Origin of the sequence: Neisseria sp. HMSC064E01 (assembly GCF_001808875.1) — a bacterium.
Taxonomy (GTDB): Bacteria; Pseudomonadota; Gammaproteobacteria; order Burkholderiales; family Neisseriaceae; genus Neisseria; species Neisseria sicca_A.
The window spans coordinates 20,741-34,663 of sequence record NZ_KV794919.1 but is presented as its reverse complement, the minus strand read 5'-3'; the positions used below and the strand labels follow the sequence as shown (position 1 = coordinate 34,663).

The following is a 13,923-nucleotide window of genomic DNA, read 5'->3' as shown; positions in this document are numbered from 1 at the left end:
ATCGTTCTCTTTGAGCTAAGGCGAGGTAACGCTGTACCGGTTTAAAGTGAATCCACTATACCTTAGGATTTTTAATGAGTATCCCCTTGCTTTACCCTAATGATTACACTTTCCCCGACCCGTTTTACGCGCTGGAAGAATGCGACGGCGTGGTCGGTATCAGCCGCGATTTGGACACGGGACGGCTGTTGTCGGCGTATCGGCAGGGGATTTTCCCGTGGTTCAGCGAAGACGGCTGGTTTTTTTGGCATACCATAGACCCGCGTGCCGTCATCGTTCCTGAAAATCTGCATATCGGGCGTTCGTTGGCGAAAACCTTGCGCAACAAACCCTATCGGGTAACGGTCAACCAATGCTTTGAAACCGTCATTGCGCATTGCGCCGCCTTTCCACGCCCCGGTCAGGACGGCACATGGATTGTTCCCGAATTCCAAGCCGCTTATACCGAGCTGCACCGCTTGGGTCATGCGCATTCGTTTGAATGTTTCTATCCCGATGAAACAGGTCGTCTGAAACTGGCGGGCGGCTTTTACGGCGTACAAATCGGACGGGTGTTTTACGGAGAATCCATGTTCGCCCTTGAGCCGGATGCTTCCAAAATCGCCTTCGCGCAAGCTGTTCTGTTTCTTGCTGGATTGGGCATCGAGTTGATTGACTGTCAGCAAGATACCCTGCATATGCATCGTTTCGGTTCGGAACCGATACCGTTCGCCGAATTTCAGACGACCTTGCAACGCTTGAATGTTTTACCTTTGAAAGAAGCGTTGGGCGCGAGGGTAGTGGGTGGAACGTTGGAATAGCGGCAAGAATAGAGTCCGCTTCGAGCCAGAAGCGAATAGCAAAAGGTCGTCTGAAAACCTAAAAATGAGGTTTTCAGACGACCTTTTTTAAAGATTACGCCTTACAAATCAAATTCAGCCACGACCGGCGCATGGTCGCTGGGGCGTTCTTGCGCGCGCGCGTCCAAATCGACATAAACGTCTTTCAACACGGCAGACAAGGCGGGGCTGATGAGCTGGTGGTCGATGCGCAGTCCGAGTTTGCGTTGGAACATTGCGCCGCGATAGTCAAACCAAGTGTAAAACGCGCCTTCGGGGCGGATTTGGCGCAGGCTGTCGGTCAAGCCCAGATCCAACAGATTTTTGAACCACTGTCTTTCGATGGATGAGCAGTGGATTTTTTCATGCCATTTTTCGGGGTCGTAGCAGTCGGCATCGGCGGGTGCGATATTGAAGTCGCCGAGCAAGACCAGTTTTTCGTGGCGCGTCATTTCGTCGCGGACAAATTCAGTCAAAGCGGCAAACCATTGTTCTTTATATTGGAATTTCGGGCTGTCGAGGGCTTCGCCGTTGACGCAATAGACATTGACGACACGCACGCCGTTGACGGTTGCGGCGATGACGCGGCGTTGCGGGTCGTCGGGCAGGGCAGGTAGACCGACGTGTACGTCTTGCGGTTCGTTGCGGCTGATGATGGCGACGCCGTTGTAGGTTTTTTGTCCGCTCCAAACGCTGTGCCAGCCCATCATTTGCAGGGCGGCGGCGGGAAATTTGTCTTGGTCGAGCTTGAGTTCTTGCAAAACAAGGACATCGGGCTGATGGTCGGCAAGCCAGTTTTGCACCTGCGGCAGGCGCACGTTGAGGGAATTGACGTTCCAAGTGGTGATTTTCATGCGGATTCCGTGTGTGAGGGTCGTCTGAAAAGTGTTTCGGGCTTTTCGGGCAAAATATAGTGGATTAACTTTAAACCAGTACGGCGTTACCTCGCCTTGCCGTACTATCTGGATTTTGGGGAATTTTGCAAAGGTCTCTATCTGTACTATCTGCGGCTTCGTCGCCTTGTCCTGATTTAAATTTAATCCACTATAAGGACAAAACAAAAGCGGTTCATGCAAAACCGCTTTGTTGGGTAAACGGGACGTTATTGTAACATCAGAGAATTGTGGCGGCTGCCGGTTTTGAAACAAAAATCCGTTTGAGAAAACAACGCTCAACAGCCCTTAGGCTGCTTTACGGTTTTCCAAATTGCGCAGCGTATTGAGGATAGCGGCGGCTTCTTCGGATACCAATCGGTATTCGATAATGCGGTGGTAGCGGGTGAAATCGATCAAACCTTCGGAGCGCAGGCGCGCGAGATGGTTGGAAACGGCGGTCGCGGGCTGTCCGAGTGCTTCGGATAATTCGGCGATGCTGCGTTCGCTGTCCATCAGCATGAACAAAATGGTCATACGGTCGGGGTTGGCGATAAGTTTGAGTAACGAAGAGAGACGTTTGGTTTCCATAGTGTGACTTTCTTTAATCAGTGAGATTGGTTTTTTGGGGCTGAAACAGGAAGAGCAAAATGAGTTTGATTCTTTTTGCGTTTATCCATAAATTCAATCGCTTATATCGGGTAAGTATAAAGCAAGCAGCGTGAAAAAGGAGTATGTCCGTTAAAATTTATCGTAAATAATTGTTGTTTCTCCGGCTTTTGAGAAAGTAACCGAATCGGGTGAATATGTTTTTGGAATGTAGATAAAGGTTCTTATTTTATTTTTGTGTTTATAAAAACTAAAGAAACTATTTCTATACAAAGTGTTATCGGCGGTGTCGTATTTGGGAACTGTGTCGGGAGGTGGGAAATATTATTGGGGTCGTCTGAAAACAGAGGCAGGGAAGGGCTGTCGGAGAGTGTGATATTTTGCCGACACTTAAAGGGGGGGGCGGATTGATGTCACAGATTATTTTTGTAGCGGGATTGGGTTTTGAAGGTTTGCGCGTCGGTTTTAGATTAATTTATGATGAATGCTTGAGATTGAATAATCAGGAGATTTTTTGGATTTGGAAAGTGAAGGGATGGAAACGGTCAGGCAATGTCAGTCTGAAGAATGACTAATTCAAAAAATGATAAGCGGTGTAAATTTTATACAAATGGTATTTTTTATTGTAAATAATATAAATTGCGTTATAATCATAAAAAATTACATTAGCATTATAAGTAAGCTAATACATTATAAAAAATAACATTTTTGCCGTCTGTATGGGGTATGGGGAGTGCTGTTCATGCAGGAGCGGCAGTATTTGCGGGAAAATATCATTTATGGATACCGACTTTCTGTCTTCAGGCGGTCTTGTGCTGACGGGTTGTGCAGCGGCATTTGTGCTGGCAACCTGCCTGTCTAAAAATACGCCTGTCAAACAATTTATCAGCCGTTTCGCCGTCAATGTCCGTGCGGATTGCCGCTTGGACGAATCTGTCTATCATGAGTTTCGCAGCTTGGATATTTATCGGGACGGGCAGCATGAACAGATTGATTATGTTTATGTGTCCTGTTTCGGGATTTTCGTGGTTGCCACGCCGAATTATCAGGGCAGGATTTGGGGCGATGACGGCAACGGGATGTGGACGCATAAGTTTCACAAAAGCAAAACGCTGTTTCCCAACCCTTTGTTGAAAAACCAGCAATATATTCGGATTTTGGCTGAAAAACTCCATTTGCCGACGCGTGTGTTTTCTTCGGTGGTGGTTTTTCCGGGTAATTGCCAATTCCAAACCATGATGCCGGATAATGTCACGGAAGACTCTGATTTCGCTGAATATATTTCACAATATACGGAAACCGTCTTGACACCCGAAGAAGTCAAGCAAATCAGGGAAGTGCTGGAAGGCTATGAATTTGATGTGGTTTTCAATCGGCATCGGTTTGAATCGCATGTATGAACAGGGTAGGGCGGTTTGAACGGATTGTGCGTAATCGGATTTGCCTGATGGCAGTCAATTCACCTGTTTCGCAAGCCTTCAGTCCCAAATAGAAAACGTCGCCTGAATGGTTTTCAGACGACGTTTTTTTAGGCTTATTCAGATTTTGAACCGTCGTTCCGCTCCAAAACCATTGCGTCCCCATAGCTGAAAAAACGGTATTCATGTTCGACCGCATGGCGGTACACCGCGCGGATGTGTTCCATGCCCGAAAACGCGCTGACGAGCATCAGGAGCGTGGATTTGGGCAGGTGGAAATTGGTAATCAGGCGGTCGATGACACGGAAGCGGTAGCCCGGTGTGATGAAAATATCGGTGTCGCCCTGTCCCGCTTTCAGACGACCTGTCTCGCGCGCGGCGGATTCGAGGGCACGCATGGAAGTGGTGCCGACTGCCCAAACTTTGTTTCCGCGCGCATGTGCGGCTTCGATGGCGGCGACGGTTTCGGGCGGTACGTCAAACCATTCGCTGTGCATTTTGTGTTCTTCGATTTTGTCCACGCGCACGGGCTGGAACGTTCCCGCGCCGACGTGCAGGGTCACTTCCGCCGTTTCCACGCCTTTGGCTTTCAGACGACCTAAAAGCTCGTCTGTAAAATGTAAACCCGCCGTCGGCGCAGCGACCGCGCCCTGATGTTTCGCATAGACGGTTTGATAACGCTTGTCGTCATCGGCTCCGGCTGCGCGTTCGATATAGGGCGGCAGCGGCAGATGGCCGTTTTGCTCCAGAAGTTCGTAAACGGTTTGTTCACCTTCAAAACGCAGGCAGAACAGTTCGCCCGCACGCTCAACCATGACGGCGCGAATATCGCCTTCAAAAATCAGCTTCGTGCCGGGTTTGGGCGATTTGGACGAACGGATGTGCGCCAGCGCGGTGTGGTTGTCCAAAACGCGCTCTATCAAGGCTTCGATTTTGCCGCCGCTCTCTTTTTGTCCGAACAGCCGCGCTTTCATGACTTTGGTGTTGTTGAACACTAAAACATCGCCCGCCTCAATATAATCAGGCAAATCGCCGAACGCCCGGTCTTGCAGCGGCATATCGGGCAGCGCGACCAAAAGGCGGCTGCTGCCGCGCACTTCGGGCGGGTGCTGGGCAATTAATTGGTCGGGCAGGGTGAAATCGAAATCGGAAATGTCCATAATCTTATTTTGATGCTTACAAATTTTGTCAGGCGGTCATTATACGCACTTTGGCTTTTTTCAGACGACCTTTTTCCCTTCATAAACCAACAAATTAGAATAAACACTCGCCAAAAAAATACGTATTCGGACAAATTCTCCGAATCCGCCCGTTTTGTTCAAAAACCGCCTTTTTTCAAGATTTTGCTAGACATTTGTCGGCAAGTTCGGGAAAATAGTCAAATTCATTTACGGGGTTTCTGCTCCTGAGAATGCCCCTTTATGCAACAAAATACTGTCCGGTTTGCGCCGTTGCCGCAGGCCGGTTGTTTTCTGAAATATCCCGCAACAAACACGGCCGCTTCACAACATTTTGGCCGTATCGTAAAGGAACGAAAATGGATTTGCGCAAGTTAAAAAAACTGATTGATTTAGTAGAAGAATCAGGTATCGCCGAAATCGAAGTTACCGAAGGCGAGGAAAAAGTCCGCATCACCCGCGCCACCGCCGCTCCGGCTCCCGTTTATGCCGCGCCCGCCCATGTAGCCGCGCCTGCTCCTGCACCCGCCGCCGCTCCTGCTGCCGCAGCAGCCCCCGCTCCCGCAGCGCCTGCCGCCCGCGACCTGTCCAACGCACAAAAATCGCCTATGGTCGGTACGTTCTACCGCGCGCCTGGCCCGAATGCTGCCGCCTTCGTCGAAGTCGGTCAGCAAGTCAAAGTCGGCGATACATTGTGTATCATCGAAGCGATGAAGTTGATGAACGAAATCGAAGCCGAGAAATCCGGCACGGTTAAAGAAATTCTGGTGGAAAACGGTACGCCTGTGGAATTTGGCGAGCCGCTCTTCATTATCGAATAATTCGTTTTCAGACGACCTTCCGGATTGCGGGCAGGTCGTCTGAAATGCTTTCCAACTCAGGATTTCCACCATGCGCCTGCTGTTAGCCATCTTCCTGCCCTTCGCCGTATTCTTCACCATCGGCCGTCCGATTGCGGGCATCATCTGCCTGATTCTCCAAATCACCTTAATCGGCTGGATTCCTGCCGCCATGTGGGCAGTGTACGCGTTAAGCCAATACAAGACCGATGAAAAAATCCGCAATGCGTTGGGCAAAAGGTAACAAGCAGGTCGTCTGAAACCACAGGAAAGGTCATCATGCTGAAAAAAGTATTAATCGCCAACCGAGGCGAAATCGCGCTGCGCGTCCTGCGAGCCTGCCGTGAAATGGGTATCGCCACCGTCGCCGTGCATTCCGAAGCCGACAAAGACAGTCTGCACGTCAAACTTGCCGACGAATCTGTGTGCATCGGCCCTGCCGCTTCCGCACAAAGCTATCTCAATATTCCCGCCCTCATCGCCGCCGCAGAAGTAACCGGCGCCGATGCCATCCACCCGGGCTACGGCTTCCTTGCCGAAAATGCCAATTTTGCCGAACAAGTCGAACAATCCGGCTTCATCTTCATCGGCCCACGCGCCGAAACCATCCGCCTGATGGGCGACAAAGTTTCCGCGAAACACGCGATGATTGAAGCGGGCGTACCTTGTGTTCCTGGTTCGGAAGGCGCTCTGTCCGACGATCCCGCCGAAATTCTCAAAACCGCCGATAAAGTCGGTTATCCCGTGATTATCAAAGCATCGGGCGGCGGCGGCGGACGCGGTATGCGCGTGGTCGAGAAAAAAGAAGACCTCATCAAATCCGTCGAAATGACCAAAGCTGAAGCAGGCGCGGCGTTCGGCAACCCGATGGTCTATATGGAACGCTACCTGCAACGCCCGCGCCACGTCGAAATCCAAGTGCTCGCCGACGAACACGGCAACGCCATCTACCTTGCCGAGCGCGATTGCTCCATGCAGCGCCGTCACCAAAAAGTCATCGAAGAAGCACCCGCTCCCTTCATCGACGAAAAAGCCCGCGAAAAAATCGGCAAAGCCTGTACCGACGCCTGCAAGCGCATTGGCTACCGTGGTGCAGGTACGTTTGAATTCCTGTATGAAAACGGCGAATTCTTCTTTATCGAAATGAACACCCGCGTCCAAGTCGAACACCCCGTTACCGAGCTGATTACCGGCGTGGACATCGTACAGGAGCAAATCCGCATTGCCGGCGGTCTGCCTTTGCAATACAAGCAAAAAGACATCGAAATCGAAGGTCATGCTTTCGAGTGCCGCATCAATGCCGAAGACCCGTACAACTTCATCCCAAGCCCCGGTCTGATTGAAAGCTGTCATCTGCCCGGCGGCTTCGGCATCCGCGTGGACAGCCACATTTACCAAGGCTACCGCATCCCGCCGTACTACGACAGCCTGATCGGTAAAGTCTGCGTCATCGGCAAAACCCGCGAGCAGGCAATGGCAAAAATGCGCGTCGCCCTCGCCGAGCTTGCCGTAACCGGCATCAAAACCAATACCCCGCTGCACCGCGATTTGTTCAGCGATCCCGGTTTTGAAAAAGGCGGCGTCAGCATCCATTATCTGGAACACTGGCTGGAAGAACGCAAAGCCAAACAGGACAAATAAAACCGTCCCGCTTGAATAGTCGAAGGTCGTCTGAAAAACCGCATGGCTTTCAGACGACCTTTTTTCAGACAGATTGCAACCTGATTTCGGGCGTATTTCAGCGATTGCCGACAAGCCTAGAATATGATTGAGCCAACCTGTCTGCTGCCATTTCGGCGCAAGAAAGAATCCGTGTTAAGGCAGAAAAACGATTCAATCCGAAGCAAGCAGCACACTGTTACGCCCATAGTCTAAACATATCGCAAACGACCAAAATCGTGTATTTGACCGCTACTTCCTAATTTCAGACGACCCCACCGAGAAAGCCCACCATGTCCTATCAACAAATCACCATCAACGTCAACGATGCCGTCGCCGAACGCCTCGCCGACGCCCTGATGGAACACGGCGCACTTTCCGCCGCCATCGAAGACGCCTACGCAGGCACCGAAAACGAACAAGCCATCTTCGGCGAACCCGGCATGCCGACCGAACAAATCTGGCAGCAAAGCAAAGTCATCGCCCTGTTTGGCGAGCACGACGATGCCGCAGCCATGATTCAAGCCGCCAGCCAAGAATGCGGACTGAAAGACTTGGCATACACCAGCGAAATCCTCGCCGACCAAGATTGGGTGCGCCTAACCCAAGCGCAGTTCGACCCCATTCAAATTTCCGAACGCCTGTGGATTACCCCCTCTTGGCACGAAGCACCGAACAGCAACGCCGTCAACCTCCAGCTCGATCCCGGCCTGGCCTTCGGTACCGGTAGCCACCCGACCACGCGCCTCTGCCTCAAGTGGCTGGACACACAACTCAAAGGCGGCGAAAGCGTCCTAGACTACGGTTGCGGCTCAGGCATCCTGACCATCGCCGCCCTCAAGCTTGGCGCAGGTTCTGCCGTCGGCGTCGATATTGACGAACAAGCTATCCGCGCCAGCAAAGACAACGCCGCACAAAACAATGTCGATGCACAGTTCTACCTGCCCGACGGTTTGCCGCAAGGACAATTCGACATCGTCGTCGCCAACATCCTCGCTAACCCCCTGCGCATGCTCGGCGAAATGCTCGCCGCCCGCACCAAACAAGGTGGCCGCATCGTGTTGTCCGGTTTGCTGGACGAACAAGTCGAAGAACTCAGCGGCATTTACAGCCAATGGTTCGACATCGAGCCCGCCGAAATCGACGAAGGCTGGGCAAGGCTCAGCGGCGTCAAACGCTGATAGCGATACGCTCAAACAAAAGGTCGTCTGAAAACCGATTCAGGTTTCAGACGACCTTTTTTCATGCCGATCCCGTATCAATAATTGGTTGAGCAGAACTGCTCACGTTTGTCCGCGTCAGCGGCATAACACGTCAAGCCCATGCCCGCCGCGTTGCTGTTGTTCGCCTTCGCCCCGGGTTTTTTGTTCACCAAAACCTTACCGTTTTTTCCAATTTCGACGGTTACGCCTTTACCGTTTTTCAGCTTCCATTTCAACACCTGCGCATCGGCATTCTGACATTTGTTAACCGAACAGCCGCCTTCAGCCGCGACATTACCGTTTTTATAAATCACACACTGCTGCTGGCTGTCGGTACAAGCCGCATACGCAGCAACGGAAAAACAGGAAATCAGCGCGGCAAACAAAACAGGTTTCATGGTTTGGACTCCTTGGTTGGTGATGATGGGTTTGCAATATCTCAAACTATACGCCTGTTCGTATCGATAAGCCATCGGGTATATCAGCAGGTTGTAATTACATTATCATTAAAGCATAATGGCATAATCGACACTGTTGTATGATAAAAGGAATAATAAATGAAGAAGTTGTTTTTGGCTGCCCTTGTGTCTGTCACATTGGCAGGCTGTTTCGGTAATAATTTCAGTTGGACAAATGCTCATCAAATCAGGCAGGGCATGAGTGAAAGAGAAGTGATTGCATTGATGGGCAAACCGACCAGAATCCAACCTTCCCCGATAGGGCTGGTCTATATATGGGGACACCTCAATACCATCACCGGCTCCGTCAAGACTACATCCGTCGTCGTCAATGATGGCGTTGTCGCTGCCGAGCCTTTAATTCTGGGTGATCGCAGCCTGCCGCTCAGTATTTATTGATAGCTAAAAAATAACTGGATAAACCGCCTTTTGGGGGCGGTTTTTGCATTTTCAGGTCGTCTGAATTGGAGATTTGGCAGATGGGCTTGAACTTTGGGAATGTGCATTAGTTATAGTGGATTAAATTTAAATCAGGACAAGGCGACAAAGCCGCAGACAGTACAAATAGTACGGCAAGGCGAGGCAACGCCGTACTGGTTTAAATTTAATCCACTATAAATGGGTGAATTTGATTTAAAAAAGAGCCGCAAATCATTTCGCAGCTCTTTTTGATACCTACCTTACCGTTTCAACTTCGCAAACGCATCCGCCATTGCCGAATTGGTCGGGGCGCGGTCGTTGCGTTGGGGTTTGCGGTCGCGGCGTTCCTGATGTCGGGTTTCAGACGACCTGTTGCCTTTGGCTGCGACGCCTGCTTCGTCATCCAAGCGCATGGTCAGCGCGATGCGTTTTCTGGCGGCATCGACTTCCAGCACTTTCACTTTCACCACGTCGCCGGCTTTCACGACTTCGCGCGGGTCTTGGACGAACTTGTTGGACAGGGCGGAGATGTGTACCAAGCCGTCCTGATGGACGCCGATGTCCACGAACGCGCCGAAGTTGGCGACGTTGGAAACCACGCCTTCGAGTATCATGCCGACTTGCAAGTCGCTGATTTCGTGGATGCCTTCGGCGAAGGAGGCCGTCTGAAATTCGCCGCGCGGGTCGCGGCCGGGTTTTTCCAGTTCGGACAGGATGTCCAAAATGGTCGGCAGGCCGAAGCGTTCGTCGGTGAAGTCGGATGCTTTGATTTGCTTCACGCGCTCGCGGTTACCGATGAGTTCGGCGGCGGTAATGCCTTGTTGAGCCAGCATTTTGGCGACGACGGGATAGGCTTCGGGGTGGACGGCACTCGCGTCCAGCGGCTCTTTGCCGCCGTTAATCCGCAAAAAGCCTGCCGCCTGCTCGAAGGTTTTTTCGCCCAAACGCGGCACTTTCAGCAATTTTTTGCGGCTGTCGAACGCGCCGTTTTCATCGCGGTAGGTGACAATGTTGTGGGCAAGGGTTTGATTCAAACCGGAAATCCGCGCCAAGAGCGGGGCGGACGCGGTGTTCACGTCCACACCGACGGCGTTCACGCAGTCTTCGACCACCGCGTCCAGCGATTTGGCAAGCTGGCTTTGGTTCACGTCGTGCTGATACTGGCCCACGCCGATGGATTTGGGGTCGATTTTGACCAACTCGGCAAGCGGGTCTTGCAGCCTGCGGGCGATGGACACCGCGCCGCGCAGGGAAACATCCAAGTCGGGGAACTCGCGTGCCGCCAGTTCGGACGCGGAATAAATCGACGCGCCGGCTTCGGACACGACGATTTTGTGCAGGCTGCTTTCGGGCATTCCGCGCACCAGTTCGCCCGCGATTTTGTCGGTTTCGCGGCTGGCAGTGCCGTTGCCGATGGCGATAAGCTTCACACCGTGTTGTTTAATCAGGCGCGACAGCGTTGCCAACATATTGTTTTCTTGATGTAAATAGACGATGACGGTATCCAGCAGCTTGCCCGTGTCGTCCACCACGGCGCATTTCACGCCGTTGCGGTAGCCGGGGTCGAGACCCAAAGTCGTCAGCCGTCCGGCGGGCGCGGCGAGCAGCAAGTCTTTGAGATTGCGGGAAAACACGGTAATCGCGTCGGTATCAGCGGCTTCTTTCAGACGACCTAAGGCTTCGAGTTCCAGCGACAAAAAGATTTTCGCGCGCCAAGTCAGGCGCACGGTGTCGCGCAGCCATTTGTGGTCGTCTGAAACCTTGAAACGGCGAGCGATGAGTTGCTCGTATTCGCTTTGCTGCGTAATCGGCGTGTCGTCGGGTTGGTATTTGAGCGCGATGTTCAACACGCCTTCGTTGCGGCCGCGCAAAACCGCCAGCGCGCGGTGGCTGGGCATGGTGCGCACGGGTTCGCGGTGGTCGAAATAATCGCTGAATTTTTCGCCTTCGGTTTCCTTGCCTTCAACGACTTGTGCGTGGATTTCGGCTTCGTTCCACAGCTTGTCGCGCAGCGTGCCGATGAGTTCCGCGTCTTCGGCAAATTGCTCCATCAGGATCGCGCGCGCGCCGTCCAACGCTGCTTTGGCGTCGGGAATGTTTTCGTTCAGGTAGCCTTGTGTGGCGGCCTCCACATCCTGCGGCTGCTCGGCAAGCAGCACGTCCGCCAGCGGCTGCAACCCGTGTTCGCGCGCGATTTGCGCCTTGGTGCGGCGTTTGGGCTTGTAGGGCAGATACAGGTCTTCCAGCGCGGTTTTGTTGTCGGCGGCTTCGATTTGCGCCCTGAGGTCGTCTGAAAGCTTGCCTTGCTCTTCAATGCTTTTTAAAACAACGGCTTTACGCTCTTCCAACTCGCGCAGGTATTGCAGCCGCTCGGCAAGCTGGCGCAGCTGCGTGTCGTCCAGTCCGCCTGTGGCCTCCTTGCGGTAGCGGGCGATAAACGGCACGGTCGCGCCGTCGTCCAAAAGCTCGACAGCAGCGGTGATTTGCGTGGCGGTGGCGGAGAGTTCTTGGGAGAGGATTTGGGTGATGTTCATGAGGGTCCTTTGGATGGGTGCAGGCTGCTTTTTGGGGTGCAGGTTGGAACGAAATTTTCAGGTAGCCTGAAAGGTTATTTTTGAGAATTTTGTTTGTGTTCCCAAGTTTCAAGTAAATAAACTGCTAGTGCTCCTGATAAATTAACAGCTAATTGTGCATGACGGGGTTTGGGATTAACACCTATTTTTCCCTTCCCGTGAGCATCGCTTAAACGGTTTCGTAATGCACCTAATCCTTCAATGATAGCAGTGCAGCCACCTAGTATTTGCTTGAAAATATCTTCCGTATGTTGTGAAGGAGCAAGATTGAGATATTCGGCTGTTTGTTTATACAGTTTTTGTAAATCCTGTCTGTCATCGTAAGTAATTTGTGCTTCATCTAAGATATATTTGCATACACTTTCTATCAGTGTTCGTGCAGATGTAATTGCTCCTTCTGGGTCATTAATCCGTCTTTCAAGAGCCTTTTTCCAAGCATTTTCTATATGAACAGCGTCGATTTTTTGAATACCTTGGTTGATTAATTCGTCAGAAGGACAAGTCTTGCCATAACTAAATTCTATAAAATTCAATAATGGTTCAAATGTTTTATAAATAAACTCCCTACGTTCCGCATATGTCTCAAATCGCGGTGCTTTTACTTCATTCCAAAATTGATGTAAATCCCTACATGTAAGTAAAAAACTTGGGATGTATTTTTCAAACCCTTTGTTTGAGATAAATAATTGCCTTAGCTGCAAATATTGTGCATTAGATTCTCTTTCGTTGGCGGATGTAATTCCGCCGGTGGCACGAGAAATTAATAAATTTTGTAGACTTTGCGCTTGAATTAATAAATCTTGCATTTTTATACCTATCTGTTCATTTAATTTATTTATTTCAGGCTACCTGAAACTACCGTTTCAACGCTTCCAGTTCGGCAATATCTTCCGCTTCCGCCTGCCGCGCCATGTGTGCCAAACGGTTTTGCCTGAACAGCCCGTATTGTTCGCCGGCAAACGCTTCCATTTGCTTGTGGCTGCGCGTGCCTTTGCCTTCCAATACGGCGAAGCCGTTGTCGACGATGATGCTGTCTATGCGACTTTGCCAAAACGCAAGCGTCAGACCTTGCCGGTTTTTGGCGCGCAGTTCCGCACTTTCCAGAAAGATAACGGTCAGGCGGTTGAGCGTGTCGATTTCGTCGGTGTTCAGGTAGTTTTTGGCAATGACGATATCGGCTTTGCGTACGCGTTCGCCGTTCCATGATGTCAGCCCCATATTGGGGGCGTTGCCGTCGGCGCGGTGGCAGACGAGTTCGGCGGCGGTTTGCTGCGTTACGGCGTAAATCAGCTTGTTTTGCGCTTGGGCGAAAAACATCTGCGTGGCTTTGTCGGTGGGGTCGTAATCGGCGGAGAGTTTGAACAGTTCACGCACTTTTTGATAAAACCGCATTTCGCTGGCGCGGATGTCGCGGATTTTTTCCAGCAGTTCGTCAAAGTAATCCACGCGTCCGTCGGGATTTTTCAGGCGTTTGTCGTCCAGCACGAAGCCTTTTTCCAAATAGCCCGTCAAAACCTCGTTGGCCCAACGGCGAAACTGCACGCCGCGTTTGCTGCGCACGCGGAAGCCGATGGCCAGAATCATTTCCAAAGCATAGTGTTTGACTTGGTATTGCTTGCCGTCTGCGGCAGTTATTAAGAAATCCTTAATAACTGAATCCTCGTGCAACTCTTTGTCTTCAAATATATTTTTGATATGCGTTGCGATGTTTGGCACGGAGGTGTCAAAAAGTTCGGCCAGTTGGCTTTGGTTGAGCCAAACGGTGTGTTCCTGCACCAGCAGGTTTACTTGGGTGCGACCGTCTTCGGTTTGGTAAATCAGGATGTCGGACATGGGTTTTCTCCGTTTGCAGGTGGAGGTCGTCTGAAAAATATCGC

14 protein-coding genes are annotated in these 13,923 nt (G+C 51.4%); 7 read left to right on the top strand and 7 right to left on the bottom strand.

The window, feature by feature from the left end; all coding sequences use genetic code 11:
- The first annotated feature begins 74 nt into the window (after positions 1–74).
- Positions 75–800: a leucyl/phenylalanyl-tRNA--protein transferase gene (gene aat, locus HMPREF2572_RS04745; RefSeq protein WP_070496465.1), complete on the top strand. Its 726-nt coding sequence runs from the start codon at positions 75–77 to the stop codon at positions 798–800.
- A gap of 101 nt (positions 801–901) precedes the next feature.
- Here the strand turns inward: aat and xth are convergent, their stop codons facing one another.
- The gene (gene xth, locus HMPREF2572_RS04740) at positions 902–1,672 is read right to left on the bottom strand and encodes an exodeoxyribonuclease III (RefSeq protein ID WP_070496464.1); all 771 of its coding nucleotides are present in this window, start codon (positions 1,670–1,672) and stop codon (positions 902–904) included.
- Between the two features lie 327 nt (positions 1,673–1,999).
- Positions 2,000–2,281, bottom strand: coding sequence for an ArsR/SmtB family transcription factor (locus HMPREF2572_RS04735; protein ID WP_070496463.1), 282 nt, complete (start codon positions 2,279–2,281; stop codon positions 2,000–2,002).
- A gap of 797 nt (positions 2,282–3,078) precedes the next feature.
- Here HMPREF2572_RS04735 and HMPREF2572_RS04730 point away from each other — a divergent pair.
- Positions 3,079–3,699, top strand: coding sequence for a nuclease-related domain-containing protein (locus tag HMPREF2572_RS04730; RefSeq protein ID WP_070496462.1), 621 nt, complete (start codon positions 3,079–3,081; stop codon positions 3,697–3,699).
- 134 nt (positions 3,700–3,833) lie between these two features.
- Here the strand turns inward: HMPREF2572_RS04730 and queA are convergent, their stop codons facing one another.
- Entirely contained in the window at positions 3,834–4,877 is a 1,044-nt protein-coding gene (gene queA / locus HMPREF2572_RS04725) for a tRNA preQ1(34) S-adenosylmethionine ribosyltransferase-isomerase QueA (RefSeq protein ID WP_070496461.1), read from the bottom strand.
- A 377-nt stretch (positions 4,878–5,254) separates the two neighbouring features.
- Here queA and accB point away from each other — a divergent pair, with 377 nt between their 5' ends.
- From accB to prmA, 4 genes are all read left to right on the top strand, one after another.
- Positions 5,255–5,716 (top strand): acetyl-CoA carboxylase biotin carboxyl carrier protein, encoded by a 462-nt coding sequence (gene accB / locus HMPREF2572_RS04720; RefSeq protein ID WP_070496460.1) that lies wholly within the window; start codon positions 5,255–5,257, stop codon positions 5,714–5,716.
- A gap of 70 nt (positions 5,717–5,786) precedes the next feature.
- Complete coding sequence (locus HMPREF2572_RS04715; protein WP_070496459.1) at positions 5,787–5,978, top strand: YqaE/Pmp3 family membrane protein; 192 nt, start codon at positions 5,787–5,789, stop codon at positions 5,976–5,978.
- Between the two features lie 35 nt (positions 5,979–6,013).
- Complete coding sequence (gene accC, locus HMPREF2572_RS04710; RefSeq protein WP_070496458.1) at positions 6,014–7,375, top strand: acetyl-CoA carboxylase biotin carboxylase subunit; 1,362 nt, start codon at positions 6,014–6,016, stop codon at positions 7,373–7,375.
- A 311-nt stretch (positions 7,376–7,686) separates the two neighbouring features.
- Positions 7,687–8,574 (top strand): 50S ribosomal protein L11 methyltransferase, encoded by an 888-nt coding sequence (prmA, locus tag HMPREF2572_RS04705; protein ID WP_070496457.1) that lies wholly within the window; start codon positions 7,687–7,689, stop codon positions 8,572–8,574.
- A 77-nt stretch (positions 8,575–8,651) separates the two neighbouring features.
- On the opposite strand, the gene HMPREF2572_RS04700 is transcribed toward prmA, so the two are convergent.
- Positions 8,652–8,993, bottom strand: coding sequence for a hypothetical protein (locus tag HMPREF2572_RS04700; RefSeq protein WP_070496456.1), 342 nt, complete (start codon positions 8,991–8,993; stop codon positions 8,652–8,654).
- Between the two features lie 159 nt (positions 8,994–9,152).
- Here HMPREF2572_RS04700 and HMPREF2572_RS04695 point away from each other — a divergent pair, with 159 nt between their 5' ends.
- Entirely contained in the window at positions 9,153–9,452 is a 300-nt protein-coding gene (locus HMPREF2572_RS04695; protein WP_070496455.1) for a hypothetical protein, read from the top strand.
- Between the two features lie 281 nt (positions 9,453–9,733).
- On the opposite strand, the gene HMPREF2572_RS04690 is transcribed toward HMPREF2572_RS04695, so the two are convergent.
- From HMPREF2572_RS04690 to HMPREF2572_RS04680, 3 genes are all read right to left on the bottom strand, one after another.
- Positions 9,734–12,007 (bottom strand): Tex family protein, encoded by a 2,274-nt coding sequence (locus tag HMPREF2572_RS04690; RefSeq protein WP_070496454.1) that lies wholly within the window; start codon positions 12,005–12,007, stop codon positions 9,734–9,736.
- 74 nt (positions 12,008–12,081) lie between these two features.
- Positions 12,082–12,852, bottom strand: a complete 771-nt coding sequence (locus HMPREF2572_RS04685) for an abortive infection family protein (protein WP_070496453.1) — start codon at positions 12,850–12,852, stop codon at positions 12,082–12,084.
- Between the two features lie 49 nt (positions 12,853–12,901).
- Positions 12,902–13,879 (bottom strand): virulence RhuM family protein, encoded by a 978-nt coding sequence (locus HMPREF2572_RS04680; protein WP_070496452.1) that lies wholly within the window; start codon positions 13,877–13,879, stop codon positions 12,902–12,904.
- Between the last annotated feature and the right edge of the window lie 44 nt (positions 13,880–13,923).

Excerpts from the sequence above, each read along its gene's own strand:
- aat (WP_070496465.1), top strand. The coding sequence starts at position 75 with ATGAGTATCCCCTTGCTTTACCCTAATGATTACACTTTCCCCGACCCG.
- xth (WP_070496464.1), bottom strand. The coding sequence starts at position 1,672 with ATGAAAATCACCACTTGGAACGTCAATTCCCTCAACGTGCGCCTGCCG.
- HMPREF2572_RS04735 (WP_070496463.1), bottom strand. The coding sequence starts at position 2,281 with ATGGAAACCAAACGTCTCTCTTCGTTACTCAAACTTATCGCCAACCCC.
- HMPREF2572_RS04730 (WP_070496462.1), top strand. The coding sequence starts at position 3,079 with ATGGATACCGACTTTCTGTCTTCAGGCGGTCTTGTGCTGACGGGTTGT.
- queA (WP_070496461.1), bottom strand. The coding sequence starts at position 4,877 with ATGGACATTTCCGATTTCGATTTCACCCTGCCCGACCAATTAATTGCC.
- accB (WP_070496460.1), top strand. The coding sequence starts at position 5,255 with ATGGATTTGCGCAAGTTAAAAAAACTGATTGATTTAGTAGAAGAATCA.
- HMPREF2572_RS04715 (WP_070496459.1), top strand. The coding sequence starts at position 5,787 with ATGCGCCTGCTGTTAGCCATCTTCCTGCCCTTCGCCGTATTCTTCACC.
- accC (WP_070496458.1), top strand. The coding sequence starts at position 6,014 with ATGCTGAAAAAAGTATTAATCGCCAACCGAGGCGAAATCGCGCTGCGC.
- prmA (WP_070496457.1), top strand. The coding sequence starts at position 7,687 with ATGTCCTATCAACAAATCACCATCAACGTCAACGATGCCGTCGCCGAA.
- HMPREF2572_RS04700 (WP_070496456.1), bottom strand. The coding sequence starts at position 8,993 with ATGAAACCTGTTTTGTTTGCCGCGCTGATTTCCTGTTTTTCCGTTGCT.
- HMPREF2572_RS04695 (WP_070496455.1), top strand. The coding sequence starts at position 9,153 with ATGAAGAAGTTGTTTTTGGCTGCCCTTGTGTCTGTCACATTGGCAGGC.
- HMPREF2572_RS04690 (WP_070496454.1), bottom strand. The coding sequence starts at position 12,007 with ATGAACATCACCCAAATCCTCTCCCAAGAACTCTCCGCCACCGCCACG.
- HMPREF2572_RS04685 (WP_070496453.1), bottom strand. The coding sequence starts at position 12,852 with ATGCAAGATTTATTAATTCAAGCGCAAAGTCTACAAAATTTATTAATT.
- HMPREF2572_RS04680 (WP_070496452.1), bottom strand. The coding sequence starts at position 13,879 with ATGTCCGACATCCTGATTTACCAAACCGAAGACGGTCGCACCCAAGTA.